Below are 24942 nucleotides of genomic sequence, written 5' to 3'. Positions count from 1 at the left end.
GCAGCCGGCTCACAGGGCGGACGGCCGCGCCGGCACCACCACCTGCTCGGAGGCCGAGCCCGGACTCGCGAGCTCCCGCAGCGCCTGCTCGGAAGCCGAGTCCGGCTCGGCGGCGAACAGGTCCAGCCCGCAGCACGCGGGCTCGTCGGGCAGCGCGATGAGCTCGCCGTGCAGGGTCAGCTCGCCCACGACCGGGTGGTGCAGCACGTACGTCCGGGACCGGACCCGCGCGACCGGGTGCTCGGCCCACATCCGCGCGAAGTCCGTGCTCAGCTCCCGCATCTCGTCGACGTGCGCCGCGAGCCCGGCGTCCCCGCGATAGCGCCCGAGCAGGACCCGCAGGTGCGCCACCTGCTCGCGCGCCGCCCCCTCCCAGCCGGTGCGGTGCAGCTCGCGCAGGTGGGGCTCGGTGAACAGCAGGTGCGAGAGCGTCCGGCGGTCCGGCGGCAGCGCGGGGAAGTCGCCGAACACCGCCACCGCCAGCCGGTTCCAGCCGACGATCTGGGTGTGCCGGCCGACCACCAGCGCCGGCGTCATCACGAACGACTCCAGCAGATAACGCAGGCTAGCAGGCACCGCGGCCGCGCCACCCTCGCACGCCAGGGGCGGCCGGGCGATCCGGTGCAGGTAGGTCAGCTCGTCGCCGTCCAGGCGCAGCGCCGCGCCGACGGCGTCCAGGATCTCGTCGGAGACGCTGTCGCCTTTGCCCTGTTCCAGGCGCGTGTAGTGGGCGATGCTCACCCCCGCGAGCCGGGCCAGCTCCTCCCGCCGCAGCCCCGCGACCCGGCGCATCCCGCCGTAGTCACGCAGCCCCACGTCCTCGGGGCGCAGCCGGGCACGGCGCGATTTGAGGAACTCGCTCAGCTCGGTCCGGTCGTTCACGCGACCACCCTATGCCGTGGGTGATCACGCCGTGAGTACGCAGGACACGGGCCTGGCCGGGCGGCCGCGGGGGCTCCAGGCTGTCAGGCGAATCACCCACCTGAACGCATTGGAGATGAACGGTGTCCCAGACGCTCGGACTCATCGGGAGCGGAATGATCGGCTCTTCCGTCGCCCGCCTGGCCGTCGCGGCCGGCCTCGAGGTCGTCCTCAGCAATTCGCGAGGGCCGGAAACGCTCGCCGATCTCGTTGCCGAACTGGGCGGACGTGCCCGGGCGGCCACACCGGCGGAGGCGGCACGCGCCGCGGACCTGGTGGTGGCGGCCATCCCGCTGAAAGCCTGCGACCAGTTGCCGACCGACGCCCTGACCGGCAAGACGGTGCTCGACACGTCGAATTACTACCCCGAGCGGGACGGCCACCTGGCCGAACTCGACGCGGGCGAACTGACCTCCAGCGCCCTCATGCAGCGCCACCTCGCGGGCTCCCGGGTTGTCAAGGCCTTCAACAACATCAGCCCGCACCAGCTGTTCACCCTCGCCCGGCCCGCGGGCGCGCCCGACCGCAGCGCCCTGCCCATCGCCGGCGACGACGCGGAGGCCAAGGCAGAGGCCACCCGGCTGCTGGAGGTCCTCGGTCATGACGCGGTGGACATCGGCACGCTCGCCGACAGCTGGCGCAGCGAACCGAACACCCCGGTCTACATCCAGCCCTACCTCGGCGAACTACCCGCCATGAGCGTGGAGGACTTCCTCCGCTGGACCCTCCGGAACCCCGGCATCGCCGTCCCCGCGGCGCAGGTCGGCGAGCTCGTCGAGACCGCGGTCCGCCGATCGGCGGGCGAGGCGAGGCTCCCGAGCGCCGGCTGATCCCTCAAGGCTCATCGCGCAGAACGCCTCGACGGCGTTGACGACGGCGGCGCGTCCCGCCGGACGTGGGCAAGGGGCGAGGTGCGTGGATTCTCGCCGTAGTAGCCGCCCAGCCCGATCACCCCCGCCACGGAGGTACCCGTAGGGCAGGTTCAGCGCCGTGCCAGCCCCGCGACGATCACGGCGCCGACGACCAGGTGCAACAGCATCAGCACCAGCGTCGCGGCGAGACCGACGGCGCTGCCGAGCGGGCCGGACAGGGACAGGACGAGCACGACCAGGGCGGTGATCGTCCAGACGCGGCCGGGCCGGGCGACCCGTCGCTCCAGCACGGCCAGCAGCGCCCAGCCCGCGAGCCCGGCCACCAGGCTCGCGACGATGACCGACACCGGGCCGACGGTCTGCGTGCCGCCGCCCGCCCGCACGGTCAGTGCGGCGCCGGCCAGCGGCACCGCCAGGGCCCACACGGCCAGGGCGGCCGCGGGCGCGCCGATCACGGTGAGGAGCAGTCTTCTGAGGGAGGTGTTCACGCCGCTCAGCCTCGCCTGCCCGGGTGGGTCGCCACATCGGGCCCGCGGTCGCGCTCTGTCCGTCCCCGGTGGGGTACGGGTCCTCCCTTAGTAGGTGATGGCTCCTTCGTACCGGCGACTAACCTTTGGCCGGTGAGCAAGATGCGGCCCCAGCAGCCCCTGGCCGTGGCGGTCATGGCCCTCGGGGTGGGCGGCCTGACCGGCGTGACGCTGTGGGGGCAGAGCGACGGGCCGTTGCTCTGGCCGGATGTCGCGGTCGCGGTGTTGAGCCTGGTCGCGGCGCTCGCCCAGCTGTGGTGGCCGGTCTCCGGCGCGCTCGCCGCCGCCCTGCTCGCCGTGGTCTCCCCGGTGGCCACGCCGGCGGCGACGACGGGGGCGCTGCAGGTGGCCCAGCGCAGGCGCTGGCCCGTCGCGGCGGCGGTGGCGGCGACGGGCATGGCGGCCCACCTGGTCCAGGGGCTGTGGCGGCCGAACTCCGGCATCTCCCTCGGCTGGTGGCTGCTGCTGATCTGCGCCGCGTACGGGGCGCTGCTCGGCTGGGGCGCGCTGGCCCGTTCCCGCCGCGCCCTGCTCATCTCGCTGCACGAACGCGCCCGCCGCGCCGAAGCCGAGCAGGGCAGGCGCGTCGCCGAGGCCCGCATGGCCGAGCGCCGCCGGCTCGCCCGGGAGATGCACGACGTACTGGCCCACCGCCTGTCGCTGGTGGCCACCCACGCGGGGGCGCTGGAGTACCGGCCCGACTCCTCGCCCGACCAGCTCGCCCGGGCCGCCGGGGTGGTCCGCTCCGGCGTCCACCAGGCGCTGGAGGAGCTGCGCCAGGTGATCGGCCTGCTGCGCGAGGACGACGACCTCCTGGACGAGCTCGAACCCCAGCCCACGCTGGCCGACCTGGCGCGGTTGGTCGCCGAAGCGCGCCACGCCGGTCAGGACGTACAGGTCAGCGACGAGACCGGCGGCGCCGCCCCGCCCGCCGCCGGACGGACCGGTTACCGGGTCGTCCAGGAGGGGCTGACCAACGCCCGCAAGCACGCCCCCGGCCAGCCGGTGGAGGTGCTGCTGCGCGGCGCTCCCGGCACGCGCCTGCTGATCGACGTCAGCAACCCGCTGCCCCCGCCCGGCTCGGCGCCGACCACGCCCGGCAGCGGCGTCGGCCTGGTCGGGCTCACCGAACGGGTACGGCTGGCCGGCGGGCAACTGGACCACCAGAGCACCGAGGGGCGGTTCCGGCTCCAGGCCTGGCTACCATGGCCCGCGTGATCCGCGTGCTCCTGGTCGACGACGACGCCCTGGTCCGTGCCGGGCTGTCCATGATGCTGGACGGCGCCGCGGGCATCGCGGTCGTCGGCGAGGCGGCCGACGGCCAGGAGGCCATCACCGCCACCGACGCCCACTCGCCCGACGTCGTGCTCATGGACCTGCGGATGCCGCGGCTGGACGGCATCACCGCCACCCGCCGGCTCCGCGCCCGCGCCCGTCCGCCGGAGGTGATCGTGCTGACCACCTTCGACACCGACGAGAACATCCTGCACGCGCTGCGCGCCGGCGCCAGCGGGTTCCTGCTCAAGGACACCCCGCCGCCGCAGATCGTGGAGGCGGTCACCCGGGTCGCGGCGGGCGAGCCGATCCTGTCCCCGCGCATCACGCGGCGGCTGATGGAGCGCACCGTCGCCCAGGCCGGGGCCTACGAGCGGGCCCGCGCCGCGCTGGCCGCCCTCACCCCTCGCGAGTACGAGGTCGCCCTCGCGATCGGGCGCGGCCGGACGAACGCGGACATCTCCGCGGAGCTCGCCATGGGCATCACGACGGTGAAGGCGCACGTGTCCAACATCCTCACCAAGCTCGACCTGGACAATCGCACCCAGATCGCGCTCCTCGCCCACGACGCGGGCCTCGCCTGAGCATCAGGGGCTTTCGTGGCCGAGGTCCGCGAGGCGGGTCAGGGCGGGCAGGGCGGCGGCGATCGCGCGGCGCTGTTCGGGGGTCAGCCGGGCCATGAGCGGGGCCAGGTGGCGGGTGCGGTCGTCGTGGCGGGAGCGGCCGATCCGGCGGCCGGCCTCGGTGATGTGGACGAGCACGGCGCGGCCGTCGGTCGGGTCGGGGCGGCGTTCCACCAGGCCGTCGCGCTCCAGCCGGGTGATGAGCTGGGTGATGCCGGGCTGGCTGACCTGCTCGGTCCTGGTCAGGTCGGTCAGCCGCATCGGGCCGTCGCTGAACGCGAGCGTGTCCAGCACCGACAGCGTCGTGAACGGCAGCTTCTCCAGCACGGGGAGCCGGATGTAGAAGCGGTTGAAGTGCTCGATCGCCGTGGTGAAGGCGTCCACGTCGAGATCGTCGCGCGAGGTGTCGTCCACGCCGAGAACATACCGAATCTTGTTTGAGCTGCGCTGACCCACGAACGGCCGCAAAATTTGATCATTTGCCCTATCTTCGACGGAAGCGCGCGACTCGAAGGGCATCCCGTGACCAACACCCCCAGCAACGTGCTGCTCGCCGGAGTCGTCGGCTCCACCGCCTACGGCCTGGCGGGGCCCGACTCCGACGTCGACCGGCTCGGCGTCTTCGCCACCCCCACGCTGGACATGGTCGGCCTGTCCCGGCCCAAGGAGAGCATCGTCCAGACGAATCCCGACCGCTCGCTCCACGAGGTCGGCAAGTGGTGCTCGCTGGCGCTGGGAGGCAACCCGACCGTGACGGAGCTGGTCTGGCTGCCCGACGACCTGTACGAGACCCGCACCCCGCTCGGCGACCAGCTCATCGCCATCAGGACCGCGTTCCTGTCCGGCCCGCGGGTCCGCAACGCCTACCTCGGGTACGCCACCCAGCAGTTCAAACGCCTCGACCAGCGCGGCGACGGCTCGTTCTCGGCCGACACCCGCAAGCGGACCAGCAAGCATGCCCGCCACCTCGCCCGCCTCCTGCACCAGGGGCGAGAGCTGTACGAGACCGGCCACCTGCCGATCCGGCTCCCCGACCCCGAGGCGATCCGCGCCTTCGGGGAGAGGGTCGCCGCCGGCAGCCTGGAAGAGGCCCAAGCTCTCCTGGCGGCCACCGAGGAGGCGTTCGACACCGTGCGCACGCCGCTGCCCGACCAGCCCGATGAGGCGACGGTCGAAGCGTGGCTGCGCGAGGTCCGCATCGCCCACTGGGACCCGCGGACCTCGCCACCCGTCGTGGGGGATCAGCCGTTCAGCAGCGGTACGAGGTATTCCTCCTCGTAGTCGAGGTGGGCCTCGACCTCGCGGGTGAGCCGTTCGACCTCCGCCAGCAGCGTGCCGGGGGACAGGTCGTCGTCGCGGAGGAGCGTCTGGAGCTCTTCCAGCAGCCGCTGGACGGTCTCGTGCTCGGCGCGCAGCCGGGCCATCACCGGCTCCAACTCCGGATAGCGCCCCTCCACCGCGGGGAAGACGGAGCCGTCCTCGCGCGTGTGGTGCTCGTGCAGGTTGTTGCACATGGTCAGGCAGTTGACGCGCAGCTGCGCGCCGAGGCGCGGGCCGGACCGGGCGACCTCGGTGCGGATGCGGGCCAGCTCCCTGCGGAAGGCGTCGTGCACCAGCTTGAGCGCGTCGCCCAGGCGGCCCGGCGGCGGCCCGTCGAAGATCGGGAGGAGCGCGACCACGGGCAGGACGCGGCCCGCGTTCTCCTGGTACCGCCCCCAGCCGGGGTCGGCCTCCACGGCGCGGGCGAACATCCGGTCGCGTTCCTCGCCCTCCAGCACGACCGCCTTCGCCTGGTAGGTGAAGACGCCGTCCTCCACGCCGACCTGCGGGTTGGCGACCAGGTTGTGGTACCACGCCGGGTGCCGCGGCGCGCCGCCGGCCGAGGCGATGATCAGGTTGCGCTCGCCGTCGGGCAGGTAGCCGAGGGGCGTCGTGTGGCGCGCGCCCGTGCGCGCTCCGACGGTCGTCAGAAGGAGCAGCCTGGCTCCCTCGAACATGCCGCCGACCTGGCCGCTGTTGGCCCGGAACTCGTCGATGATCTGCTGGTTGAAGTCAATGGGCATGCGTGTATTCGCTCCAAAGCGGGATGGGTTCTTCGATGACCTGGGAAACCCGTCAGAGCACGCCGGAACGGCGTGCGCGGGTCAGCTGCGTTCAGGCAGGCCCAGCGATGTGAGAAGTCATCGGCCTCATCCCCTTTGGTTTCGGCGCCTCCATGCCGCCGCCGTCCGCACGGCCGGCGTCACGCGACGCGACGGCCATTACACGTTGATCCGCGACGGATGTCAACTCGCCCGGAGGAAGTGCGCGAGGACGGAGTCGAACCGCCACAGCCGAGGCGTCCGGTTTACAGCCGGGTGGGCTCACCAATGTGCCCAGCTCGCGCATTGTCGATGGTTTTTCGGGCCGAGAAACGGCAGGCCGTACCCCGTACCGGACTCGAACCGGCGATTTCCCGGGTGAAAGCCGGGCGTCCTGACCGCTGGACCAACGGGGCCTTTTTCTTACGTACGTCCGGCGGGATTCGAACCCGCACCGTCCGGTTCCTTAGACCGGTGCCTCTGCCATTGGGCTACGGACGTGCCGGTGCTGACGTGGACCGACAGGATCTCGAAACCTGAACTCCTGCTTGCAAGGCAGGTGTGATGCCTTTTCACCATCAGCCCAAAGAGAAAGGCCGCCCGGTGGATTGCCCGGCGGCCTCTGGAGAATCCTGACGGGGGATTACCCAGAAAGCCGCCCGGCCAGCGCGAGCGCGCCGCCGTACGCCGCGCCCCGGCGATAGTGGCGTTCGGCTGCGAATCGCATGGGAGGCCTTTCCTTTCGTTCTTCCGACGAACCTGACAGTAGCCGGTGCGCAGTGGCACCTGCCATTGATTTATCGTGGGGTATGCGGATCGGAGAGCTCGCCGCGCTGCTCGGGGTGTCCACCCGGACGGTGCGCTACTACCACCAGCAAGGCATCCTGCCGGAGCCGCCGCGCCTGGCTAACGGCTACCGCGAGTACGGCATGCGCGACGCCATCGCCCTGGCCCGCGTGCGGCGCCTGGTGGAGCTCGGGTTGAGCCTGGAGGAGGCGCGCGACGTCATCGCGGACGACCGCTCCCGCGAGCTGTCCGACATCCTCGCCGAGATCGACGCGGACCTGGCCCGCCAGGAGCACGAGATCCAGCTGCGCCGCGGGCGGCTGGCCGAGGTGCTCAAGCAGGCCGAGACCGGGTCGCTGGGCCCCGACGACACCTCATCGCCCGATCTGCTGGCGTTCCTGCGCACGGTGGAGCTCCCGGCGTCGAAGGCGGCGGCCTGGGACCGCGATCTGCTGGTGCTGATGGACAGCATGGCGACGAGCGGCGATCGGAAGCGGGCGTTCGGGATGTTCGACGCGCTGGCCGCCGACCCCGAGATGACGGCACGCGGCCACGACTTCTACCGCAGGCTCGACGCGCTGGCCGACGCCTCACCGGACGATCCGCGGGTGGGGCCGCTGGCGGAGTCGCTGGCCGACTACAGCATGGTGCACCTGCTGGCCGGCTCCGGCCCGCCCGACTGGGACCCGGCGGCGGTCGAGCCGTTCCTCGACGGGCTCGCCCCCGCGCAGGCCGAGGTCGTACGGCAGGCGATGCGGATCATGGCGCGCCGGTGACGCGCGGGGCGACCCCGTCGAGCACCCAGTCGAGACCTTCGTCGAAGTCGGGCTGGACGTCGTCGCCCGTGACGACCCTGGCCACCGCCGGGTAGCGGCCGGTGGCCAGCATCCGGGTGAGGTACGGGCCGACGGTGCTCTGCCACTCCCGCTCGTCCAGGCCGCTGGCGCGCTCGGCCCGCCGCTCGGTGATCTCGAGGCGGACCGCGCCCATCACGTACGCGTTGACGGTGCCGACGACCCGCATCACCGTGGCGACCGGCACGTCCCCCAGCGCGGCCAGGGAGGTCTCCAGGTAGGCCAGCGCGTTGGGCCCCAGATTGGGCCGCCCGCCCAGCAGGTCGGCGAACCACTCGTGGCGCAGCGCCGCCTGCCTGGTGAGCCGGGCGAGATCCCGCAGCGCCGCCCGCCAGTCGCCGCCGGGCGGCTCTGACGGCACGATCTCGCCGTACACCTCGTCCACCATGAGGTCCAGCAGCTCTTCCTTGGTGGACAGGTAGCCGTACAGGCGCATGGGGCCCGCGTCGAGCGCGGCGGCGACCTTGCGCAGCGACACCGCGTCGAGCCCCTCGCGGTCGGCGAGGTCGATGGCCGCGCGCACGATCCGCTCCCTGCTCAGCGGGCTCGGCGTGGGCCTGCTCGGCGGCTCGGGCCGCTCCCAGACGAGCATGGGCTCACCTCCTTGAGTAACGAGAATACACCGTCTATGGTCGATACAGTGTATTGACCAATACACTGTATCGAAAGGATCGTCCCATGACCTCTCCCCGCATTGCCGTCGTCGGAGCCGGGCTCGGCGGCCTCACCCTGGCCCGCGTCCTGCAGGTCCACGGCCTGCCCGCCACCGTCTTCGAACGCGAGCCGTCACCCGATTCCCGATCCCAAGGCGGCACCCTCGACATGCACGCGGGCTCCGGGCAGACCGCGCTGGCCAAGGCCGGGCTGCTCGACGAGTTCCGCGCGCTGGCCCGGCCGGAAGGGCAGGAGAAGCGGATCCACGACGAGCACGGGACCCTGCTCCACCACGAGCAGCCCGCCGACGGCGACGAGAGCATGCCGGAGATCGACCGGGGGCAGCTGCGCGGCCTGCTCATCGGCTCGCTCGCCGACGGCACCATCCGCTGGGGCCACGCCGTGGAGGGGGCCGCCGGGCGGAGCGTGCTCTTCCCTGACGGCTCCAGCGAGGAGTTCGACCTGGTCGTGGGCGCGGACGGGGCCTGGTCCCGGGTGCGTCCCGGCCTGTCGGAGGTGACGCCCGCCTACACCGGCGTCAGCTTCGTCGAGACCGGCTTCGAGGAGGCCCGCCACCCCGAACTGGCGCGCATGGTCGGCAACGGCACCATGTCGGCCTACGGCCCCGACAAGGCCGTGCTCGCCCAGCGCAACAGCAACGGCCGCATCCGCGTCTACGCCGCCTACCGCGGTCCTCAGGACCGGCCGGTCTCCGAGGTGCTGTCGATGTTCGACGGCTGGGCGGAGAGCGTACGCGCGCTCCTGCTGGAGGCCGACGAGCCGTTCGAGTCCCGCCCGCTGTTCACGCTGCCCGTCGGCCACTCCTGGCCGCACACCCCGGGCCGCACGCTGCTGGGCGACGCCGCCCACCTGATGCCGCCGCTGGGCGTGGGAGCCAACCTCGCCATGCTCGACGGCGCCGAGCTGGCCGACGCCCTGGCCGCCGAGCCCGACGTGGACGCGGCGGTCCGCGCCTACGAGAGCGTCATGTTCCCCCGTGCGGCGCGCCTGGCCCGCTTCGCCACCGACGGCCTCGACGCTCTCTTCTCCCCGGAAGGCGTCAAGGGGGCCCTGCGTCTCTTCAGCGAGCTCACCGGCTGACCGCTGCCGTGGTCGCGGCGGAGGTCCCGAAGGCTTGCCGGCCGCGGGCCAGGAGCTCCCGTACGGCCGGGCCGTGGCCGGTGCGCCAGACCAGCGCCAGCAGGGCGGGCGCCTCGACGTCGGCGATGGTGCGGGCGACGAGCCGGTCGCGGTGGCGGGCGGCCATGGAGTCGCTGAGGACGCCGACGGCGACGCCGCGGGCGGCGAGGTCGGCGATGGCGTCGGCGGCGCTGGCCTGCAGGGCGATCACGGGCCTGCGGCCCTGCGCGACGCAGGCCCGGTCGAACACCGCGCGCAGCCCGGTGCCGGGCGGCATGCACACGATCGGGTGCGCCTCCAGGTCGCGCAGGCCGACCTGGGGCAGCTCGGCCAGGGGGTGGCCGGGCGGGACGGTCACGACGAGGCGCTCGCTGATGATCGTGAGCGCCTCCAGCCCGTCGAGGGCGTCGGTGGCCGTGCCCACCAGGGCCAGGTCGATCGTGCCGGCGCGGACCCCGTCGATGAGGCGGTCCGAGTTGTCCTCCAGCAGGGAGAGCTCCACACCGGGATGCGCCCGGTGGAAGGCGGCGAGCGCGTCGAACAGCGGCGTGACCGTGCAGCCGATCACCATCCCGACCGTGAGCCGCCCCCGGATCAGGTCGGTCACCTCGCCCACCGCCTCGCCGACCGCCCCTGCCGCCGCGAGCGCGGCCCGGGCGTGCTCCAGAGCCGCCAGGCCCGCGACGGTCAGCGTCGCGGTGCGGCCCGAGCGGTCGAACAGCTCGGCGCCGAGCTCGCGCTCGAGCTGGCGGATCTGGGCACTGACGCCGGACTGGCTGATGTGCACCCGCTCGGCGGCCCGGGTGAAGTTCTGCTCCTCGGCGACCGCGACGAAGTACTCCAGCTGCCTCAGTTCCATAACCAGAGATTCTAGCTTCCATCAGAACCATCTGTTGGACTTCTGATGGGTGGCCGGGCAGGGTGGAAAACATGACGGAATACGAGAAGGCCATGCGGCCGGAGGAGATCACCCGCCTGTTCGTCGAGCGGTCCAACGCCGGTGACGCGGCCGGGGTGGCGGCGCTGTACGAGGAGGACGCGGTGCTGGCCTACCCGCCGGGCAGCCAGACGGTGGGCCGGGAGGCGATCCGCGAGCTGTGGGAGAAGGTGCTGGCCGGGCGGCCGCACTTCGAGCCCGAGCAGCCGCTGCCGACGCTGATCCACGGCGACATCGCGCTCACCTCCACCCCGCCGAGGGACGGGGCCGGGGCGCGGGCCCAGGTCGTACGCCGCCAGCCGGACGGGAGCTGGCTGCGCGTGATCGACCAGCCCGAGTTCGTCCCGCCCACCCGCTGACCCTGCCCTCCGAAAAGGGGTCGCCGGGCGGGGCGGGGGCCGACTACGGTCGCGTGGATGAGCGATGATCGGCTGCCCCTGCTGTGGCTCTGCGGTCCGTCGGGCGTCGGCAAGTCGACGGTCGGCTGGGAGGTGTTCAACCAGCTCAGCCGGAGCGGCGTCAGGACGGCGTTCGTCGACGGCGACCAGATCAGCATGTTCCACCCGCTCCCCGAAGGCGGCACGCACCCCGTACGGGCGCGCCACCTGGCGGCGATGTGGCCGAACTTCCGCCGGGAAGGCGCCCAGTGCGTGGTCCTGTCGGGCTTCGTCTTCACCGACGAAGAGGTCCGCCAGTACACCCGGCTGCTCCCGGACGCCGCGCTGACGCTGTGCCGGCTGCGGGTCGGCCAGGCCGAGCTCAAGGAGCGCTTCCTCGCCAGGGGCTGGCGTCCCGACCTGGTCGAGCAGGCCATCGCGGATGCGGAGGCCCTGGAGCGTACGGACTTCGCCGATGTGTGCGTGGACACCGACGGGCTCTCGATTGCGGAGGCGGCCAGGACGGTCCTCGCCCGGGCCGGGGGATGGCCGCTCGCGCGGGTGCCGGTGCTGTGGTTCTCCGGCGCGACCGCCGTCGGCAAGTCCACGGTCGCGTACGAGGTCTTCTCGCGCCTCATCAGGAGCGGCGTCCCGGCCGCCTACGTCGATCTCCAGCAGATCGGCGTGCTCCGTCCCGTCACCGAGGACGCCCGGCGGCTCAGAGCGGGCAACCTCGCCGCCCTGTGGTCCGGCTACCGGGCCGCCGGAGCCCGCTGCCTGATCGTCTCCGGCGACGCCGGCCTCGACACCTACGCGGACTCCCTCCCCGGAGCCGCGCTGACGGTGTGCCGCCTGCACGCCGGACCCGGCACGCTGGCCGAACGGGTGATGCTGCGCGGGCAGGGCGGAGGGCCGGCCATCCCCGGCGACGAGCTGAAGGGGCTGGATCCCGGCGCACTGCGGCGGGCCGCCGAACGGGCGGCCCGTGAGGCCGAGGCCCTGGAGCACGCCGGCGCGGGCGACCTCCGCCTCGACACCGACGGCCGGTCGGCGGCGGAACTCGCCGAAGAGGTGCTGGCCGCCTGGCCGGGCCGTCCCGCCGGCGCGTGAGGCGGCGTGGCGGCCGTCAGCCCGTGGACGCCGGGCTCAGAGCCGCTGCAGCCCGCTGAGCACCCGTTCCAGCAGGCCGGCCTCCGGCCGCCCGCCGGGCAGGCGCGGGTGGTACAGGTGCAGCAGCCCTTCGGCCGCCATGTCGGCGATCAGGACGCGGGCGACCCCGAGCGGGATCTGCAGCACCGCCGCCACCTCGGCCACCGACCGGACCTGCCGGCACAGCTCGCTGATGGCGGCGTACTCGGGCGTGATCAGGGCGAAGGTGTGCGGCGGCGCGTCGGCGGAGCACACCAGGGCCTCCATCGCCAGCTTGATGCGCGGCGCGGTGCGCCCGCCGGTGACGGCGTAAGGCCGGACCGGCGAATCCGGGTCCTGCTCGTCGGGGTCGGGCGGCGGCCGCCAGCCGCCGCTCCAGGGCGGGTCGGTCATGTCCACTCACCAGGACTGCCGGGCGCGAAGGGCCGGGGTGAGCACCTGTCCGGCCCGGTCGGCCAGGAGCGTCATCTGGTACGCCACCACGCCCATGTCGCAGTCGGGGGTGGCCAGCACGGCCAGGCAGGAGCCGTCGCTGATGGCCACGTTCAGCATGAGCCCGCGCTGCATCTCAATGGCGGTCTGGACGACCGGCCCGCCCTCGAACAGCGTGGCCGCGCCCTGCGTCAGGCTGGCCAGGCCCGAGGCGACGGCGGCCAGTTGCTCGGCGCGTTCGGGCGGGAAACCGGCCGAGACGGCGAGCGGCAACCCGTCGGAGGAGACGACCGCCGCGTGGGCGACGCCGGGGACCGACCGGGCGAAGTCGGTGATCAGCCAGTCGAGATTGCTGTTGCGGGTCATGGGCCTTCCTCGCGGGTCGTGCTCCCTGCATCGAAGGGAGGGATGCTGCGCATGCAGATGTCGTCGCGGGCCGCTCGGAACCCCTGCTGGTAGCTGGCCATGCGGTCGCGGACCTGCTCGGGCGAGATCTGCGGGATGGGGGCGACGCCCTTGGGTACCGAGGGATTGTCGGCGCTGCCGGGCACCAGATTGGCCTTGGGCACGCGCTTGGGCAGGCCGGAGGCGGTGGTGCCGTCGTTGGCCGGGCTGGCGGCGGCCTCGGCCGCGCTCCACCCGGCGTCGGCCTGGGGCGAGCTCCAGGCGCCGTCGGAGGTGTCGTGGTTGAACCAGGCCGACTTCACCGCCGCGAAGATCGGCAGGTAGCCGTCGGGGTCGGGGACGGGCGCGACGCCCAGCCCCGTGCCGAGCGGATCCACGGAGATAGCCCTGGCGGGGACGGCCCCGTTTGGGACCGGGCCGCTCGCGATTGGACCGCTCGCGATCGGGCCCGGCGCCGCGCCACCGAACGCCGGGCTTCCCGGGACCGGGCCTGGGGCCGTGCCGCCGAAGGACGGGCCTCCCGGGACCGGGCCCGGGCCGCCGCGCAGGAGGTCGAAGCGCGCCCTGGCCCCGGGCGTGTCGAACATCCCCGGCCAGATGGAGGCCGCCGACCAGTCCGCCGAGGACGTGTCGGGCCCGGGATCGGTGGCGAACGACGGCCAGTCGGCCGAACCCGTCCCCACGGCCGGCGAGTACGGCCGCGGGGACGGGACCACGGGCGGGGGAGGGGTGACCCAGGAGTCGGAGATGTCGAACGGCCGCCCGAAGGACGCCGCCGGCGTCGGCTGGGCGGGCGGCTGCAGCAGCGCCTCCGGCAGGAACACCGTCGCGGTCAGCCCCTTGGAGTCGTTGAGGTGCAGCTGCACCCGGATGCCGTGGCGGTGGGCCAGCCGGGCGACCACGAACAGCCCCATGCGCCGCGAGACCGACACGTCCACCGTGGGCACGTTGGAGAGGCGCTCGTTGGCCTGCGCCAGCTCGTCGGGGACCATGCCGATGCCGCTGTCGGTGATGGACAGCACGGCGCCGCCGCCCTCGATGGCGGCGGCGGTGACGACGACGGACGTGGTCTGGGGCGAGAACGACAGCGCGTTCTCCACCAGCTCGGCCAGCAGGTGGATGATGTCGTTGACCGCCTGCCCCGAGACGGCGCTGCGGGTGGCGACCCGGGGCGTGACCCGCTCGTAGTTCTCCACCTCCGACAGGCAGGCGCGTACGACGTCGGCCACGCTGACCGGCTTGTTCCAGCGTCTGGGAGGCTCCTGACCGGCCAGGAGCAGCAGGTTCTCGTTGTTGCGCCGCATGCGCGTGGCCAGGTGGTCGAGCGTGAACAGGCTGGCCAGCCGCTGCTCGTCCTGCTCGCCCCGCTCCAGCCCGTCGATGAGCTTGATCTGCCGCTGCACCAGGGTCTGGCTGCGCCTGGACAGGCTGACGAACATGGCGTTGACGTTGGCGCGCAGCCTGGACTCCTCGCCGGCCAGCCGGACGGCCTCGCGGTGGACCTCGTCGAAGGCCCGCGCGACCTCGCCGACCTCGTCCAGGGAGTCGACCCCGATGGGCGGGATGGCCACGGTGGTCTCGTCGCCGGCCTCGTGCAGCGAGCGCACGGTCCGGGGCAGGCGTACCCCGGCGATGTGCAGGGCCTCGGTGCGCAGCCGGCGCAGCGGCCTGACCAGCGACTGGGCCATGATGGCGGTGACCATCAGGACCGCGAGCAGCAGCAGGAGGCTGTAGGTGGCGGCCAGCAGCGCGTCGCGGCGCGCGGAGTCCTGCAGCGTGCGGCTCTGCACGTTGATCGACTCGCCGAGCCGCCGCTGGACGGTCCACATGCCGTCCACGGTGCCGCTGATCGCCTCGAACCAGCGCTCGGCGTCGTCCTCGCGACCCGGGTCGAGATCGACCCGGCCGCCCTCGGTGACCTGGGCCAGCGCGCGCAGCCTGATCGCCTCGGCGCGGTCCACCAGCGTGCCGGTGACGGTGTCGTCGTAGGTCTGCAGCTGGTCCAGCGTGGCCACCGACCTGAACACGGCGATCTCGCTCTCCTGCTGGGCCCGTGCGGCCATGAAGCGTTCGAGCTCGCCGCTCTGGAAGCGGCCCGCCGAGGCCACCGCGGCGAGCAGGCCGCGCTGCTGCGAGGCGGCGTCGTGCGCCTTGGACAGGGCCGCCAGCGCGCGGACGCTGTTGCCCAGGGCCTCCTGGTCGCCGCCCTGGGCGATCTGGTCGTGGAACTGCTGGAAGGCGTTGATGATCTGGGAGTACTTGGTCAGCGCCGGCAGCGCGAGCAACTGGGTGGACTGCACGATGCCGCGGGTCGCGGGGATCTCCGGCAGGCGGCTGATCATCTGCTGGGTGATGGTCCAGGCGCTCTCGCCGTGGTCGGGGGTGATCGCCTGGGCCTTCGCGCGTACGGTGGCGACCGCCTCGTCGACGGGGGCGAACTGCCTGCGCAGCGGCTCCGCGCGCGCGGCCGAACGGCCGGTGGCCACGAAGTAGACCGCGAGGTCGCGCTCGCGGGCGAGCTGGTGGGTCAGCTCGATGACGGTGTCACCGAGCTCGGCCTTCTCCAGTACGCGCTGGTACTGGCCCGCCGCGGCCCACGAGGTGATCACCTGCTGGGCTCCGAGCACGACGCCCACCCCGGTGGGGATGAGGATCAGGGCGACGAGACGCGCCCGCACCCGCCAGTCACGCAGTCGCAGCCTGCGCTTCTGCCTCCTGCGGACGTGCGCTAATCGGGGGCGAGGGCGGCGCGCGGTCGGTTGCTTCGTCACTGGCTCCCCACTCTGTCGCCTGAACGCACGCCGGCATGCGAGGCGCGTGATGCGCGCCACGAGACGAAGAGCAATTTGAGCACACACCGACGAGGTAGGCCAACCTTACAAAGACCATGACTTCCATTGGAATGGCCGATTGACCTGGAATCCCTCCTATCTGCCCAAGGTTGCCAGAAATAGGACACTTTTGGACAACCCGTAATGTTCCACCGAGTCATGACTCATGATATTTCATGGCAATTGCCGCAGATCCTGCTGTACGATCACCGGCGGCCTTTCGGATGCGTGGACTCGCCAAGGAGAAACCCTCAATGGAATCCGGTTCTGCTTTTCGCGCGTTCCTGGCGTTCCTGGCCGCCGCCGCCCTCGCCGGGTGCGGCGGCGGCAGCACCCTCGCGGCGAACCCGGGCACGCCGGGAGACCTGGAGAAGACCGCGCTGACCATCGGCGTCAGCCCCACTCCCTCCTCGGCGCCGGTGTTCATCGCCGATCGCAAGGGCTTCTTCAAGGCCGAGGGCCTGACCGTCAAGACGGAGATCATCCAGGCCCCGCAGCAGGTCATGCCGAAGATCCTCAACGGCGGCATCGACATATTCAAGGGCAGCTACGTCTCCCTCATCAACATCCAGGGCAGCGGCGCCGCCAAATTGAAGATCCTTTCAGACACTTTGCAGGGCGCGCCCGGCATCGCCGGCGTCGTGGTACGCAAGGACTCCCCGCTGCAGACCCCCAAAGACCTCAAAGGCAAGACGATCGCGGTCAACTCCCTGAACAACCTGGGCACCATGTCCATGAGCGCCCATTTGAAGGCGTATGAAGTAACGCCGAAACAGGTGAAGTTCGTCGCCATCGATTTCCAGGCACAGCTGGGCGCGCTGACGAGCGAGAAGGTGGACGCGGCGTGGATGGTGGAGCCGTTCCTGTCGGCCGCCCAGCAGGCCGGCGCCCGGCTGCTGCTCGACACCAACACCGGCCCGACCGACGCGCTGCCGATCGACGGCTGGGCCGGCACGGCGGAGTGGGTGAGCAAGCATCCGAAGACCACCGCCGCCTTCCAGCGCGCGGTCGCCAAGGCCCAGCGCCTGGCCGCCACCAACCGCGCCGAGCTGGCCGAGGTCGTCCCGCTCTACACGCAGACGCCCAAGCAGGCGGTGATGACCATGGCGATGGGCACCTTCCCGACCTCGCTGAACCCCAAGCGGATCCAGCGGGTGGCGGACCTGATGTACGAGTTCGGCTACCTGAAGTCCAAGGTTGACGTGGCCTCCATGGTCGTCCCCGAACCCGTTCCGCAACCCGGTTAGCCGCGCCGGCCGACCCCTCGACGATCAGCTCGCGGCGGCCCCAGCCGGGCGCGGTGCCCGCGAACTGCATGCATCCCGGGCCGATGGGGTCAGAGCCACGCCTGAAGCTCCTCGCCGTGCGGGTCGTCCACCAGGCTCCATTCCGCGTCGATGCGCATGGTGGCCCGGCGGCCGGTGTCGTAGCGGTCCCAGCCGGGGTCGCCGGTCGTGGCGAAGGAGACCCAGGCGGCATGCATGCGGGCGGCCGGCTCCGCGGGCGGTTCGTCCGGCCCGAGCAGGGCCTCGGGGCCACGCAGCCGGGGCAGCCCGGTGACGTCGAAGACGAACGGCAGCTCCACGGCGTGGGTGGCACCCAGTTCGCCGCCCAGAGCGTTCGAGCGCCACGCGAATGAGTAGCGGTAAGTGGCGGCGTCCGCGCGTCCCGCGTGCGCGTCGGCCAGGCGCCGGCTGCCCACGCCGAACAGGGCGTCGCCCATGATGGCCGAGCGCAGTTCCCCGAAGGACGCCTCCGGCCTGGCCTTGCGGTAGGTCTCGACGAGGTGGGCCGGATCCGGGTGCGAGCGGGCCGCGGCAGCGTCCACGTCCGCCGCGGTCGACGTGGACAGGCTCCCGAACGGCGCCAGATAGAGGTTGCCTTCCTCCGTGTTGGTGCCCACCAGCAGGTCCACCCCCGCGCCGCGGCCCGCGGCGACCGCCTCGGCCGGTTGCCGGTCGAGCACGACGCTGAATGCGCTGAGCCCGATGAGCGGGTCCGTGTGAGTCTCGGTCCGCAGGTCGATGCCCGACAGTTCGGATACGACCTCGACGAGCCGCTGGTCGGGGACGCCGGCGAAGGCCGCGGCGTGCGGCTCGATCCCCAGGGTGCGGGCCGCGGCGCGGGTCACGCGGGCGGCCTGCTCGGACGTGAAGGCGCCCAGACCGCTGCCGCTCTGCACGATCGCGCGCCGGAACAGCCCCTCGGCCTGCGGCGCGGCCAGCACACCGCCCACGATCGTGGCGCCCGCGGACTGGCCGAACAGCGTGACGCGGCCGGGGTCGCCGCCGAACGCGGCGATGTTCTCCCGTACCCAGCGCAGGGCGGCTATCACGTCGAGCAGGCCCCGGTTGGCGGGCGCTCCGGGCAGGTCGAGGAAGCCCGCGACGCCCAGCCGGTAGTTCAGCGTCACCAGGACGACCCCGTCGCGGGCGAAGGCGGCGCCGTCGTAGATCTCGGACCGGGTGGATCCCGCCACGAACCCGCCGCCGTGCACGAACACCATCACGGGCAGCCGCGCGCCGCCGGCTTCCGGCGTCCACACGTTGACGGTCAGGAAGTCCTCGCCGGGGATCCAGCCCGGCCCGAAGTACGGGGTCATGTCCACGCTGCCGAGCCTGCGTTCGGCTTGCGGCGCGGTCGGACCCGGCGTGGTGGCGTCCCGCACGCCGTCCCAAGGGGCGTGCGACCTCGGGGCGGCGAATCGGGCGGCGCCCGCCGGTGGAGCGGCGTAGGGGATGTTCAGGAAAACGCTTGTCCCGTCGCGGCGCAGGCCCCGTACGGCGCCCTGCGCGGTGACGGCGGCGTCTCGCGTACGGTGGTTCATCGAGCCTCCTCCAGGCTCTCGGCGTGCGGTGCGAACGGCGCCCAGCCCTTGATGGCGAACCCGCTCCCTTCGCGGCTCACCTCGGCGGCCCCCTGCCCGCCCAGGTGTGCGGGGACGACCAGGGCGTTGCGGTCGGCGGCCCAGCCGAGCACCTTGCGGCGGGTGGCGCGGGCCCCGGCAGGGTCCTCGCAGAAGCAGCTGTTCGTGTCGGGCTCCACGAACTGCACGGGGCTGTGCAGCAGGTCGCCGACGAACACCGCGCGGTCCGCACCCGATTCGAGGACGACCACGGAGGACCCGGGGGTGTGGCCGGGCGCGGGCTCCAGGCGCAGGTTGGCGTCGATCGTGTACGAGTCCTCCCACAGCGTGGTCAGGCCCGCCTCGTGGACGGGGGCGACGCTGTCCTCGAACACGTTCTGGTTGCCCCGGCCGAGCAGCGGCTTGTGCTCGTTCGCCGGGTTCCAGAAGTCGAAGTCGGCCTTGGGCATGAGGTAGGTGGCGTTGGGGAAGGTCGGCACCCAGGCGCGGCCGTCCAGGTAGGTGTTCCAGCCGACGTGGTCCACGTGGAGGTGGGTGTTCACCACGAGGTCGACGTCCTCGGGCCGTACGCCGGCGCGGGCCAGGTTGTCCAGGAAACCGGTGTCGAGGCGGCTCCACACCGGCGAGTAGGGCCGTTCCTTGTGGTTGCCGACCCCGGTGTCGATGAGGATGTTCCGGCCCTCGCTACGCAGCAGCCAGGTCTGGATCGCGGAGTTGACGATCCGCGTCTCAGGGTCCACGAAGTGCGGCTCCAGCCAGGAGGCGTGCTCCTCCCAGGCGCGTGGCGAACTCTCCGGGAAGAACGTCTCGGGCGTCATCGCGACGGGTCCGTAGAACTCCCACACCCGCGTGACCGTGACGTCACCCAGGGTGATCTGATCGGTGATCATGAGTATTCCTTGATCGATGAGTGGTGGTGAACGCGGTGGAAGCCGCCGCCCGTCCATCGTGCGCCGCCGCCCCGGTCGAGCGGTATGCGACAGGTGACTGCATCTGCCGTCCGGCACCCGTTGCTACGGTGACAAGGAAGCGGTACGGACCTGCGACGACGCCGCGTCACGGCCGACGGGCACAGGCGTTTTCCGGAGGGAGGCCCATGGACGAGCGGGTGCCGCGCGACCCGATCATCGGGCGGGACGCCGAGATCGAGCGGCTCTCCGCCCTCGTGGCCGACGGGTCCGGCGGCGGACGCGTCCTGCTCCTGTCCGGAGCCGAGGGGACGGGCAAGAGCACCCTGCTGGAGGAAGCGGTCCGCCGCGCCGAGGCGGCAGGCCACCGGGTGCTGCGCGCGACCGGCCACGGATCCGAGAGAGACCTGGCCTTCGCGGGACTCCACCAGCTCCTGCGGCCGGTGCTGCACGAGGCGGCCGACCTGCCGGACAGGCAGCGCCTGGCGCTGCTGGGGGCTTTCGGCTTCGCGCCCGACGCCCCCGACCCCCTGCTGACAGGCGTCGCGGTCCTGACCCTCCTGTCCCAGGTCGCCGAGCGGGCGCCCCTCCTGGTCGTGCTCGACGACGCCCAGTGGATCGACTCCGCCTCCGCCGCCGTCCTCGCCTTCGCCGCCCGGCGGCTGGACGCCGACCCGGTTGCCGTGCTGGTCGCCGCACGCGACGGCGATCCCGGCCTCGACCGGGATTTCCCGACGCTCAGGCTGGGCCCGCTCGACGACGTGGCGTCCCGGCGGCTGCTCGACCTGCACTCGCCCGGCCTGACGGGAAGGATCAGGAAACGCGTCCTCGACCAGGCCGCGGGGAATCCGCTGGCCCTGCTCGAGCTGGCCGAACACGCTCGTTCCGACCGCGACGATCACGGTCCGCCGCCGGTCGGCGAGCGCCTGGAGGACGTCTACGCCGCCCGGCTGACAGAGCTGCCGGAAGCCGGCCGGCGCGCCCTGCTGCTGCTGGCCGCCGCCGATGTGGAGGACCCCCCGGACGCCGTCCTGGCGCTGCTGCCCGACGCCGACGACAAAGCCTGGCCCGCGCTCGAAGAGTCCGGGCTGATCCGCCGGGCGGGCCGGCACCCACGGTTCCGCCACCCGCTGATCCGTTCCGCGGTCTACCACGCCGCGTCGTTCGACGCCCGGATGGCGGCTCACCGCGCGCTGGCCGACGCCCTGCGCGACGAACCGGACCGCCGTGCCTGGCATCTCGCCGCCGCGACCCTCCACCCGGATGCCGACGTGTCGGCGGCCCTGGAGCACACGGCCGGTAGGGCGCGTCGGCGAGGTGGCTACGCGGCGGCGGCCAAGGCGCTGGCCCGCGCGGCGGAGCTGCGTCCCGGACGCGACGAGGGTGCCCGGCTGCTCGCGGACGCGGCCGGCCTGGCCGTCTTCACCGGGGACCTGTCCTGGGTGCGGGAACTGGCCGATCGGGCCCGCGACCGTACCGACGACCCGGCCGTGATCGCCGCGGCCTCCCTGCACGTCGGCAGGCTGGCCGCGCTGACCAGGCAGCACGGCACCGCTTTCGCCGGCCTGGCCGCGATCGCCGACGACCTGGCCGCCACGCGTCCGGACACCGCGCTGGACGCGCTCGCCACCGCCGCCGTGCTGCGCTTCTACTCCGGCGAGGAGTCCCAACGGCGGGAGATCGACCGGATCCTGCCCCGCCTGCCCGCCGGACCGCTGCGGGACTGGGTGCGGATCGTGTCGGACCCGTTCGGCGGCGGGCGCGAGCTCGTGCCCCGGCTGCCGGACCTGATCGCCGCGGCCGGGGACCGCCCGGAACGGCGGACCGCGCTCGCCGTCGCGGCCTGGGTGCTGGATGAGCTGCCGCTGGCCGTCCGTACGTTCGAGGAGGCCGTACAGTCGTGGCGCGCCGCGGGACCGCTACCCGACGGGCTGGGCGGCGTCGTCGCGCTCGCCTACTTCGAGTACGGCCACTGGGAACAGGCCCGGGCGGTGTGCGCGGAACTCGCCGAGTTGTCCGTCGCGGCCGGGCTCGCCCACGCCGTCGCGTGCGCGCGCGCCGTCGACGCGATGGTCCAGGCCTCCCACGGAGACGCCGCGGGTGCCCGCGCACTCGCCGAGGAGGCGCTGAGCCTGGTGAACCCGTTGGAGAGCCGGTCGGTCGCCATCTACGCGCGCCGCGCCCTGGCCGTCGCCGCCCTGGCCGAGGGCGATTACGAGGCGGCCTACGAGCACGCGCGGATGGTGTTCGACGCCGACGGCGACCCCGTCCACTACCACGCCTCCTACCCGGCACTTCCGGAGCTCGCCGCGTCTGCCGCGCGCGGCGGGCACCACGCCGAAGCCGTCGAGATCGTCGAGCGCTCGGCCCGAGCTCTCGCGCGCGGAGGCTCGCCCCGCCTGCGGGCCCTGGTCCATCGCAGCCGCGCGCTGCTCGCCGAGCCCGGCCACGCCGAGCCCGACTTCCTGGCCGCCCTGGCCGACCCGGCGCTGGAACGCTGGCCCTTCGAGCGCGCGCAGGCGCTGCTGGAGTACGCCGAATGGCTGCGCCGCCGACGCCGGATCGCCGAGGCGCGGCCGTACCTCAGCACCGCGTACGACATCTTCCGCCGCCTCGGCGCACGCCCGTGGACGGAACGCGCGCAGTCCGAGTTGCGGGCGGCCGGTCTGGACGTCGACACCCCGGACCCCGACGCCTTCGCCGGACTCTCCCCGCAACAGCAGCAGATCGTCCGGCTCGCCGCCCGCGGGCTGACCAACCGGGAGATCGGTGAACGCCTCTTCCTGTCGCCGCGCACCGTCGGCTCCCACCTCTACCGCACCTTTCCCAAGCTGGGTGTCACCGCCCGCTCGCAGCTGCGCGACGTGCTGGAGACGGGGACCCGCACGACCGGCTAACGTGCCGGGCACCCGATGCGGGCTCCGCCGAGAGCCCCCGCGAGCTCGGTCGTCGCCTCGTCCAGGCGTTCCAGGTGGAACAGTTCGCGGTGCGCCGCGGAGGAGGTGCGGTCGCCGCCCCACCGGCGCTCGGCGGCGAGCCGCGCCAGCATGCGGCGGCCGTCGTGACAGGGGATCACGGGCCACCCGCCCGCCTCCACCAGGGCGATCGTCCGGTCAAGCGTGGCCCGGATGCGCTCGACGGCACGCACCTCGCACCCCGCTTCGCCCAGCTGAACCGCTGGTTCGGCGGTCACGGCGGCGAGGCTGCGGGCGTGATAGGCACACGACTCCAGCAGCGCGAGCAGGCGGCGGGCATGGGCACGCCGGGCGCGGCGCGGGTTCAGCGGGTGGGTCAGCGGACGAAGCGAACCGCGCAGCTCCTCGATGGCCCCGTCCAGCTCACGGAGGTCGAACAGCGCGCCCCCTTCCCGTACGCGCGTCCGCCGGAGGACCCGCAACACCTCGAGCAACCGCGCCGCGCCGGCCCGGCCCGCGGTGGTGGGCAGCACGAGCGTCCCCATGAGCACCCCGCACAGCGCCCCGAGGACGGTCTCCTGGACACGCAGCGCGAGGAGCTCGGCCGAGAAGGTGCCGAGCAGGACGAACATCATGGCGATCAGGCAGGTGACGAAGAAGGTGACCGCCCAGTACGCACGCGGCGGGGTGCGGAAGATCCCGTAGACACAGACCAGCGACACACAGAGCGCCGGCAGGACGCCGCCCCCGCCCGCGGCGGCGAGCACCGGCCCGCACACCACGCCCAGGACGGTGCCCAGCAGCCGCTGGAAGCCCTGGACCAGGATCTCCTGGGAGCTCTCGGTGTTGACGAAGACGACCCACGCGGTGAGCACGGCCCAGTACCAGCGCTCGGAGGACAGCAGCTCCCCGAGCACGACGGCGATCGCCCCCGCCGCGGCGGCCTGGACGGCCTGCCGCGTCGTGACCCGCCTCAGCCCGCGAGGGCTGGTACGAGGTGGCTGCCTGCCGTCTCCCAGCCGGTACGGGGCGCCGTCGACCAGCCCGAGTCCGGCCACGGCCCGCGTCAGCTCGCCGATCACGTGACGCACGTCGGGGAAGGCGACAGGAGCGCCCCCGAGCTGCCGGTCGACCCGGTCGTGGTCCGTGTCACGAGGGCGCATGAGATGGCCGTGGACAACCTGCAGCTCCGCGACCAGTTGCTCCCGGGCGCGTGCGCACGCCGGCCCGGCCGAGGCGGAACGGACGATCAGCACCGCCAGCCGCTGCGCGGCCACCTCGGCCTGCGCGACCCGCCTCAGCACCCGGTTCGCGGAGGACTCCCGCGACTGCGCGGCCACGTCCTGGTCCAGGAGGTCCGCGATCAGCAGCGCGTCACGGTGCAGCCGGGCGACCCGGCGTTCCAGCGACCGCGCAAGGCGGGCGTCGTCCCGTCTCGCCCGCATCACCTCGATCGCTCCGAGCACGACGTGTCCCAGGTGCGTGTGGAAGGCCCGCCTCAGCCGTCGCAGCGTCCTCGCGGGTCCCGTCCGCAGCAGGCCGAAGCGCACGAGCGCATGGGCGGCGAAGCCCACGCCCACGGCGGCGTACAAGCCGGGCAGATCACTCACCCGCGCGTCCAGGAACTGGGTCAGGAAATACGCCATGAAGGCGAAGATCCCAAGCGCCTGGCCCCGCGGCCCGTACCGGCGGATGTACACCGCCCAGAAGATCAGCACAACGAAGACGCCCTCGGCCATCACGGGAAAGGGCGCCAGCGCACCGCCCGCGGGCAGCACGGCGAACACCAGGGGAACGGCCGCGACGACCACGAAGACCTGATCCCGCGCAGAGCCGTCGCCGATGGCCAGCGCAGCGGTGAAGGGGGCGAAGCAGCCGGCGACGAGGAACGGGGCGGGCATGTCCAGGAAGGCCAGGACCGCCAGGGCGAGCGCGATGCCCGCGACGGCCGCGAGCGCGGTCGTCGAACGCATGAGCCCGGGGTCGCGGACCGCGAGGCGATCCCACGCACGCCGGAGTTGAATGCCCATCGGTTTCCTCGAGGTTGTCCGGTTCTCCGGGCCATCATGCGGACGTGCGGCCCCGCCGGGGTATCGGACGCATGACTGCACTTCAGCCCGGCTACCGCGCAGCCTGATGAATATGATGATCACCATGGGCCGTGCGGCGGGCGAGGACAGGACGGCGCCTCACAGCCGGTCCCCGAAGACGCACCAGCCGGACGACATCGAGTTCCGCCTGCTGGGGCCGGTCGGGCTCTGGGCGGGTGACACGTTCGTCGGCCCTGCCACCCCGCAACAGCGCTCGGTGCTGGCGCTCGAAAGCAGTGAGGTGCCCGAGACACCGCAGGCGATCCGACGGCAGCACTGAGCTTTCAACGTCTCGACTC

General features: G+C 72.8%; 23 protein-coding genes and 4 tRNA genes. 11 read left to right on the top strand and 16 right to left on the bottom strand.

Annotation, left to right across the window (positions count from 1 at the left end; genetic code table 11):
* Positions 1-9 precede the first annotated feature (9 nt).
* A complete protein-coding gene (locus ACWEPL_RS10210; protein WP_452435827.1) occupies positions 10-882 on the bottom strand; it encodes a helix-turn-helix domain-containing protein in 873 nt (290 codons plus the stop codon).
* A 122-nt stretch (positions 883-1004) separates the two neighbouring features.
* Here ACWEPL_RS10210 and ACWEPL_RS10205 point away from each other — a divergent pair, with 122 nt between their 5' ends.
* Positions 1005-1751, top strand: coding sequence for an NADPH-dependent F420 reductase (locus ACWEPL_RS10205; RefSeq protein ID WP_452435826.1), 747 nt, complete (start codon positions 1005-1007; stop codon positions 1749-1751).
* Positions 1752-1903: 152 nt separating this feature from the next.
* Here the strand turns inward: ACWEPL_RS10205 and ACWEPL_RS10200 are convergent, their stop codons facing one another.
* A complete protein-coding gene (locus ACWEPL_RS10200; RefSeq protein WP_452435825.1) occupies positions 1904-2281 on the bottom strand; it encodes a DUF6069 family protein in 378 nt (125 codons plus the stop codon).
* A 141-nt stretch (positions 2282-2422) separates the two neighbouring features.
* On the opposite strand from ACWEPL_RS10200, the gene ACWEPL_RS10195 reads away from it, so the two are divergent.
* A complete protein-coding gene (locus tag ACWEPL_RS10195) occupies positions 2423-3538 on the top strand; it encodes a sensor histidine kinase (RefSeq protein ID WP_350730946.1) in 1116 nt (371 codons plus the stop codon).
* Positions 3526-4179 carry a response regulator transcription factor gene (locus tag ACWEPL_RS10190; RefSeq protein WP_363973700.1) on the top strand — a complete coding sequence of 218 codons (654 nt, stop codon included), beginning with the start codon at positions 3526-3528 and terminating at the stop codon, positions 4177-4179. The genes ACWEPL_RS10195 and ACWEPL_RS10190 overlap by 13 nt, the downstream gene beginning before the upstream one ends.
* A gap of 3 nt (positions 4180-4182) precedes the next feature.
* Here ACWEPL_RS10190 and ACWEPL_RS10185 read toward each other — a convergent pair whose 3' ends face one another.
* Positions 4183-4632 (bottom strand): MarR family winged helix-turn-helix transcriptional regulator, encoded by a 450-nt coding sequence (locus ACWEPL_RS10185; protein ID WP_350730611.1) that lies wholly within the window; start codon positions 4630-4632, stop codon positions 4183-4185.
* Between the two features lie 108 nt (positions 4633-4740).
* Between ACWEPL_RS10185 and ACWEPL_RS10180 the strand changes: the two genes are divergently transcribed.
* Entirely contained in the window at positions 4741-5499 is a 759-nt protein-coding gene (locus ACWEPL_RS10180; RefSeq protein WP_363973704.1) for a nucleotidyltransferase domain-containing protein, read from the top strand.
* Here ACWEPL_RS10180 and ACWEPL_RS10175 read toward each other — a convergent pair.
* From ACWEPL_RS10175 to ACWEPL_RS10155, 5 genes are all read right to left on the bottom strand, one after another.
* Positions 5460-6281: a nitroreductase/quinone reductase family protein gene (locus ACWEPL_RS10175; protein ID WP_452435824.1), complete on the bottom strand. Its 822-nt coding sequence runs from the start codon at positions 6279-6281 to the stop codon at positions 5460-5462. The two genes, ACWEPL_RS10180 and ACWEPL_RS10175, sit on opposite strands and share 40 nt — an antisense overlap.
* 241 nt (positions 6282-6522) lie before the next feature.
* Positions 6523-6604 (bottom strand) — tRNA-Tyr (locus tag ACWEPL_RS10170).
* 38 nt (positions 6605-6642) lie between these two features.
* Positions 6643-6715 (bottom strand) — tRNA-Glu (locus tag ACWEPL_RS10165).
* A 12-nt stretch (positions 6716-6727) separates the two neighbouring features.
* Positions 6728-6800, bottom strand: a tRNA-Leu gene (locus ACWEPL_RS10160).
* A gap of 13 nt (positions 6801-6813) precedes the next feature.
* Positions 6814-6884, bottom strand: a tRNA-Ala gene (locus ACWEPL_RS10155).
* A gap of 224 nt (positions 6885-7108) precedes the next feature.
* Between ACWEPL_RS10155 and ACWEPL_RS10150 the strand changes: the two genes are divergently transcribed.
* Complete coding sequence (locus tag ACWEPL_RS10150; RefSeq protein WP_452435823.1) at positions 7109-7861, top strand: MerR family transcriptional regulator; 753 nt, start codon at positions 7109-7111, stop codon at positions 7859-7861.
* Here the strand turns inward: ACWEPL_RS10150 and ACWEPL_RS10145 are convergent.
* Complete coding sequence (locus tag ACWEPL_RS10145) at positions 7845-8531, bottom strand: TetR/AcrR family transcriptional regulator (protein WP_363973713.1); 687 nt, start codon at positions 8529-8531, stop codon at positions 7845-7847. The genes ACWEPL_RS10150 and ACWEPL_RS10145 overlap by 17 nt on opposite strands.
* 86 nt (positions 8532-8617) lie before the next feature.
* Between ACWEPL_RS10145 and ACWEPL_RS10140 the strand changes: the two genes are divergently transcribed.
* The gene (locus ACWEPL_RS10140) at positions 8618-9694 is read left to right on the top strand and encodes an FAD-dependent oxidoreductase (RefSeq protein ID WP_452435822.1); all 1077 of its coding nucleotides are present in this window, start codon (positions 8618-8620) and stop codon (positions 9692-9694) included.
* On the opposite strand, the gene ACWEPL_RS10135 is transcribed toward ACWEPL_RS10140, so the two are convergent.
* The gene (locus tag ACWEPL_RS10135) at positions 9684-10592 is read right to left on the bottom strand and encodes a LysR family transcriptional regulator (RefSeq protein ID WP_452435821.1); all 909 of its coding nucleotides are present in this window, start codon (positions 10590-10592) and stop codon (positions 9684-9686) included. The genes ACWEPL_RS10140 and ACWEPL_RS10135 overlap by 11 nt on opposite strands.
* A gap of 71 nt (positions 10593-10663) precedes the next feature.
* Here ACWEPL_RS10135 and ACWEPL_RS10130 point away from each other — a divergent pair, with 71 nt between their 5' ends.
* A complete protein-coding gene (locus tag ACWEPL_RS10130; RefSeq protein WP_363973722.1) occupies positions 10664-11029 on the top strand; it encodes a YybH family protein in 366 nt (121 codons plus the stop codon).
* Positions 11030-11086: 57 nt separating this feature from the next.
* Positions 11087-12157, top strand: a complete 1071-nt coding sequence (locus ACWEPL_RS10125; RefSeq protein WP_452435820.1) for an adenylyl-sulfate kinase — start codon at positions 11087-11089, stop codon at positions 12155-12157.
* Positions 12158-12193: 36 nt separating this feature from the next.
* Here ACWEPL_RS10125 and ACWEPL_RS10120 read toward each other — a convergent pair whose 3' ends face one another.
* The 3 genes from ACWEPL_RS10120 to ACWEPL_RS10110 are packed head-to-tail and all read right to left on the bottom strand — an operon-like array spanning position 12194 to position 15804.
* On the bottom strand, positions 12194-12589 hold the full coding sequence (locus tag ACWEPL_RS10120) for a DUF742 domain-containing protein (protein ID WP_363973728.1): 396 nt from the start codon (positions 12587-12589) through the stop codon (positions 12194-12196).
* 6 nt (positions 12590-12595) lie between these two features.
* Positions 12596-12994, bottom strand: coding sequence for a roadblock/LC7 domain-containing protein (locus ACWEPL_RS10115; protein ID WP_363973731.1), 399 nt, complete (start codon positions 12992-12994; stop codon positions 12596-12598).
* Entirely contained in the window at positions 12991-15804 is a 2814-nt protein-coding gene (locus ACWEPL_RS10110) for a sensor histidine kinase (protein ID WP_363973733.1), read from the bottom strand. Before ACWEPL_RS10110 ends, ACWEPL_RS10115 begins: the two co-directional genes overlap by 4 nt.
* Positions 15805-16118: 314 nt before the next feature.
* Here ACWEPL_RS10110 and ACWEPL_RS10105 point away from each other — a divergent pair, with 314 nt between their 5' ends.
* Positions 16119-17111, top strand: a complete 993-nt coding sequence (locus tag ACWEPL_RS10105; RefSeq protein WP_452435819.1) for an ABC transporter substrate-binding protein — start codon at positions 16119-16121, stop codon at positions 17109-17111.
* 89 nt (positions 17112-17200) lie between these two features.
* Here ACWEPL_RS10105 and ACWEPL_RS10100 read toward each other — a convergent pair whose 3' ends face one another.
* Positions 17201-18691, bottom strand: coding sequence for a carboxylesterase/lipase family protein (locus tag ACWEPL_RS10100; protein WP_452435818.1), 1491 nt, complete (start codon positions 18689-18691; stop codon positions 17201-17203).
* Positions 18688-19620: an MBL fold metallo-hydrolase gene (locus tag ACWEPL_RS10095; protein WP_452435817.1), complete on the bottom strand. Its 933-nt coding sequence runs from the start codon at positions 19618-19620 to the stop codon at positions 18688-18690. The genes ACWEPL_RS10100 and ACWEPL_RS10095 overlap by 4 nt, the downstream gene beginning before the upstream one ends.
* A gap of 206 nt (positions 19621-19826) precedes the next feature.
* Between ACWEPL_RS10095 and ACWEPL_RS10090 the strand changes: the two genes are divergently transcribed.
* The gene (locus tag ACWEPL_RS10090; protein WP_452435816.1) at positions 19827-22535 is read left to right on the top strand and encodes a helix-turn-helix transcriptional regulator; all 2709 of its coding nucleotides are present in this window, start codon (positions 19827-19829) and stop codon (positions 22533-22535) included.
* Here ACWEPL_RS10090 and ACWEPL_RS10085 read toward each other — a convergent pair.
* Positions 22532-24583, bottom strand: a complete 2052-nt coding sequence (locus ACWEPL_RS10085; RefSeq protein ID WP_452435815.1) for an FUSC family protein — start codon at positions 24581-24583, stop codon at positions 22532-22534. The two genes, ACWEPL_RS10090 and ACWEPL_RS10085, sit on opposite strands and share 4 nt — an antisense overlap.
* Before the next feature lie 112 nt (positions 24584-24695).
* On the opposite strand from ACWEPL_RS10085, the gene ACWEPL_RS10080 reads away from it, so the two are divergent.
* Entirely contained in the window at positions 24696-24923 is a 228-nt protein-coding gene (locus ACWEPL_RS10080; protein WP_452435814.1) for a hypothetical protein, read from the top strand.
* Positions 24924-24942: the final 19 nt, after the last annotated feature.

The sequence above is a fragment of the Nonomuraea sp. NPDC004186 genome (assembly GCF_053603495.1).
The sequence above is the reverse complement of the archived record's forward strand: the minus strand, read 5'-3'. Positions and strand labels throughout refer to the sequence as shown.

Excerpts from the sequence above, each read along its gene's own strand:
- ACWEPL_RS10130 (WP_363973722.1), top strand. The coding sequence starts at position 10,664 with ATGACGGAATACGAGAAGGCCATGCGGCCGGAGGAGATCACCCGCCTG.
- ACWEPL_RS10135 (WP_452435821.1), bottom strand. The coding sequence starts at position 10,592 with ATGGAACTGAGGCAGCTGGAGTACTTCGTCGCGGTCGCCGAGGAGCAG.
- ACWEPL_RS10145 (WP_363973713.1), bottom strand. The coding sequence starts at position 8,531 with ATGCTCGTCTGGGAGCGGCCCGAGCCGCCGAGCAGGCCCACGCCGAGC.
- ACWEPL_RS10190 (WP_363973700.1), top strand. The coding sequence starts at position 3,526 with ATGGCCCGCGTGATCCGCGTGCTCCTGGTCGACGACGACGCCCTGGTC.
- ACWEPL_RS10100 (WP_452435818.1), bottom strand. The coding sequence starts at position 18,691 with ATGAACCACCGTACGCGAGACGCCGCCGTCACCGCGCAGGGCGCCGTA.
- ACWEPL_RS10085 (WP_452435815.1), bottom strand. The coding sequence starts at position 24,583 with ATGGGCATTCAACTCCGGCGTGCGTGGGATCGCCTCGCGGTCCGCGAC.
- ACWEPL_RS10195 (WP_350730946.1), top strand. The coding sequence starts at position 2,423 with ATGCGGCCCCAGCAGCCCCTGGCCGTGGCGGTCATGGCCCTCGGGGTG.
- ACWEPL_RS10140 (WP_452435822.1), top strand. The coding sequence starts at position 8,618 with ATGACCTCTCCCCGCATTGCCGTCGTCGGAGCCGGGCTCGGCGGCCTC.
- ACWEPL_RS10095 (WP_452435817.1), bottom strand. The coding sequence starts at position 19,620 with ATGATCACCGATCAGATCACCCTGGGTGACGTCACGGTCACGCGGGTG.
- ACWEPL_RS10080 (WP_452435814.1), top strand. The coding sequence starts at position 24,696 with ATGATGATCACCATGGGCCGTGCGGCGGGCGAGGACAGGACGGCGCCT.
- ACWEPL_RS10105 (WP_452435819.1), top strand. The coding sequence starts at position 16,119 with ATGGAATCCGGTTCTGCTTTTCGCGCGTTCCTGGCGTTCCTGGCCGCC.
- ACWEPL_RS10150 (WP_452435823.1), top strand. The coding sequence starts at position 7,109 with ATGCGGATCGGAGAGCTCGCCGCGCTGCTCGGGGTGTCCACCCGGACG.
- ACWEPL_RS10175 (WP_452435824.1), bottom strand. The coding sequence starts at position 6,281 with ATGCCCATTGACTTCAACCAGCAGATCATCGACGAGTTCCGGGCCAAC.
- ACWEPL_RS10125 (WP_452435820.1), top strand. The coding sequence starts at position 11,087 with ATGAGCGATGATCGGCTGCCCCTGCTGTGGCTCTGCGGTCCGTCGGGC.
- ACWEPL_RS10120 (WP_363973728.1), bottom strand. The coding sequence starts at position 12,589 with ATGACCGACCCGCCCTGGAGCGGCGGCTGGCGGCCGCCGCCCGACCCC.
- ACWEPL_RS10115 (WP_363973731.1), bottom strand. The coding sequence starts at position 12,994 with ATGACCCGCAACAGCAATCTCGACTGGCTGATCACCGACTTCGCCCGG.
- ACWEPL_RS10090 (WP_452435816.1), top strand. The coding sequence starts at position 19,827 with ATGGACGAGCGGGTGCCGCGCGACCCGATCATCGGGCGGGACGCCGAG.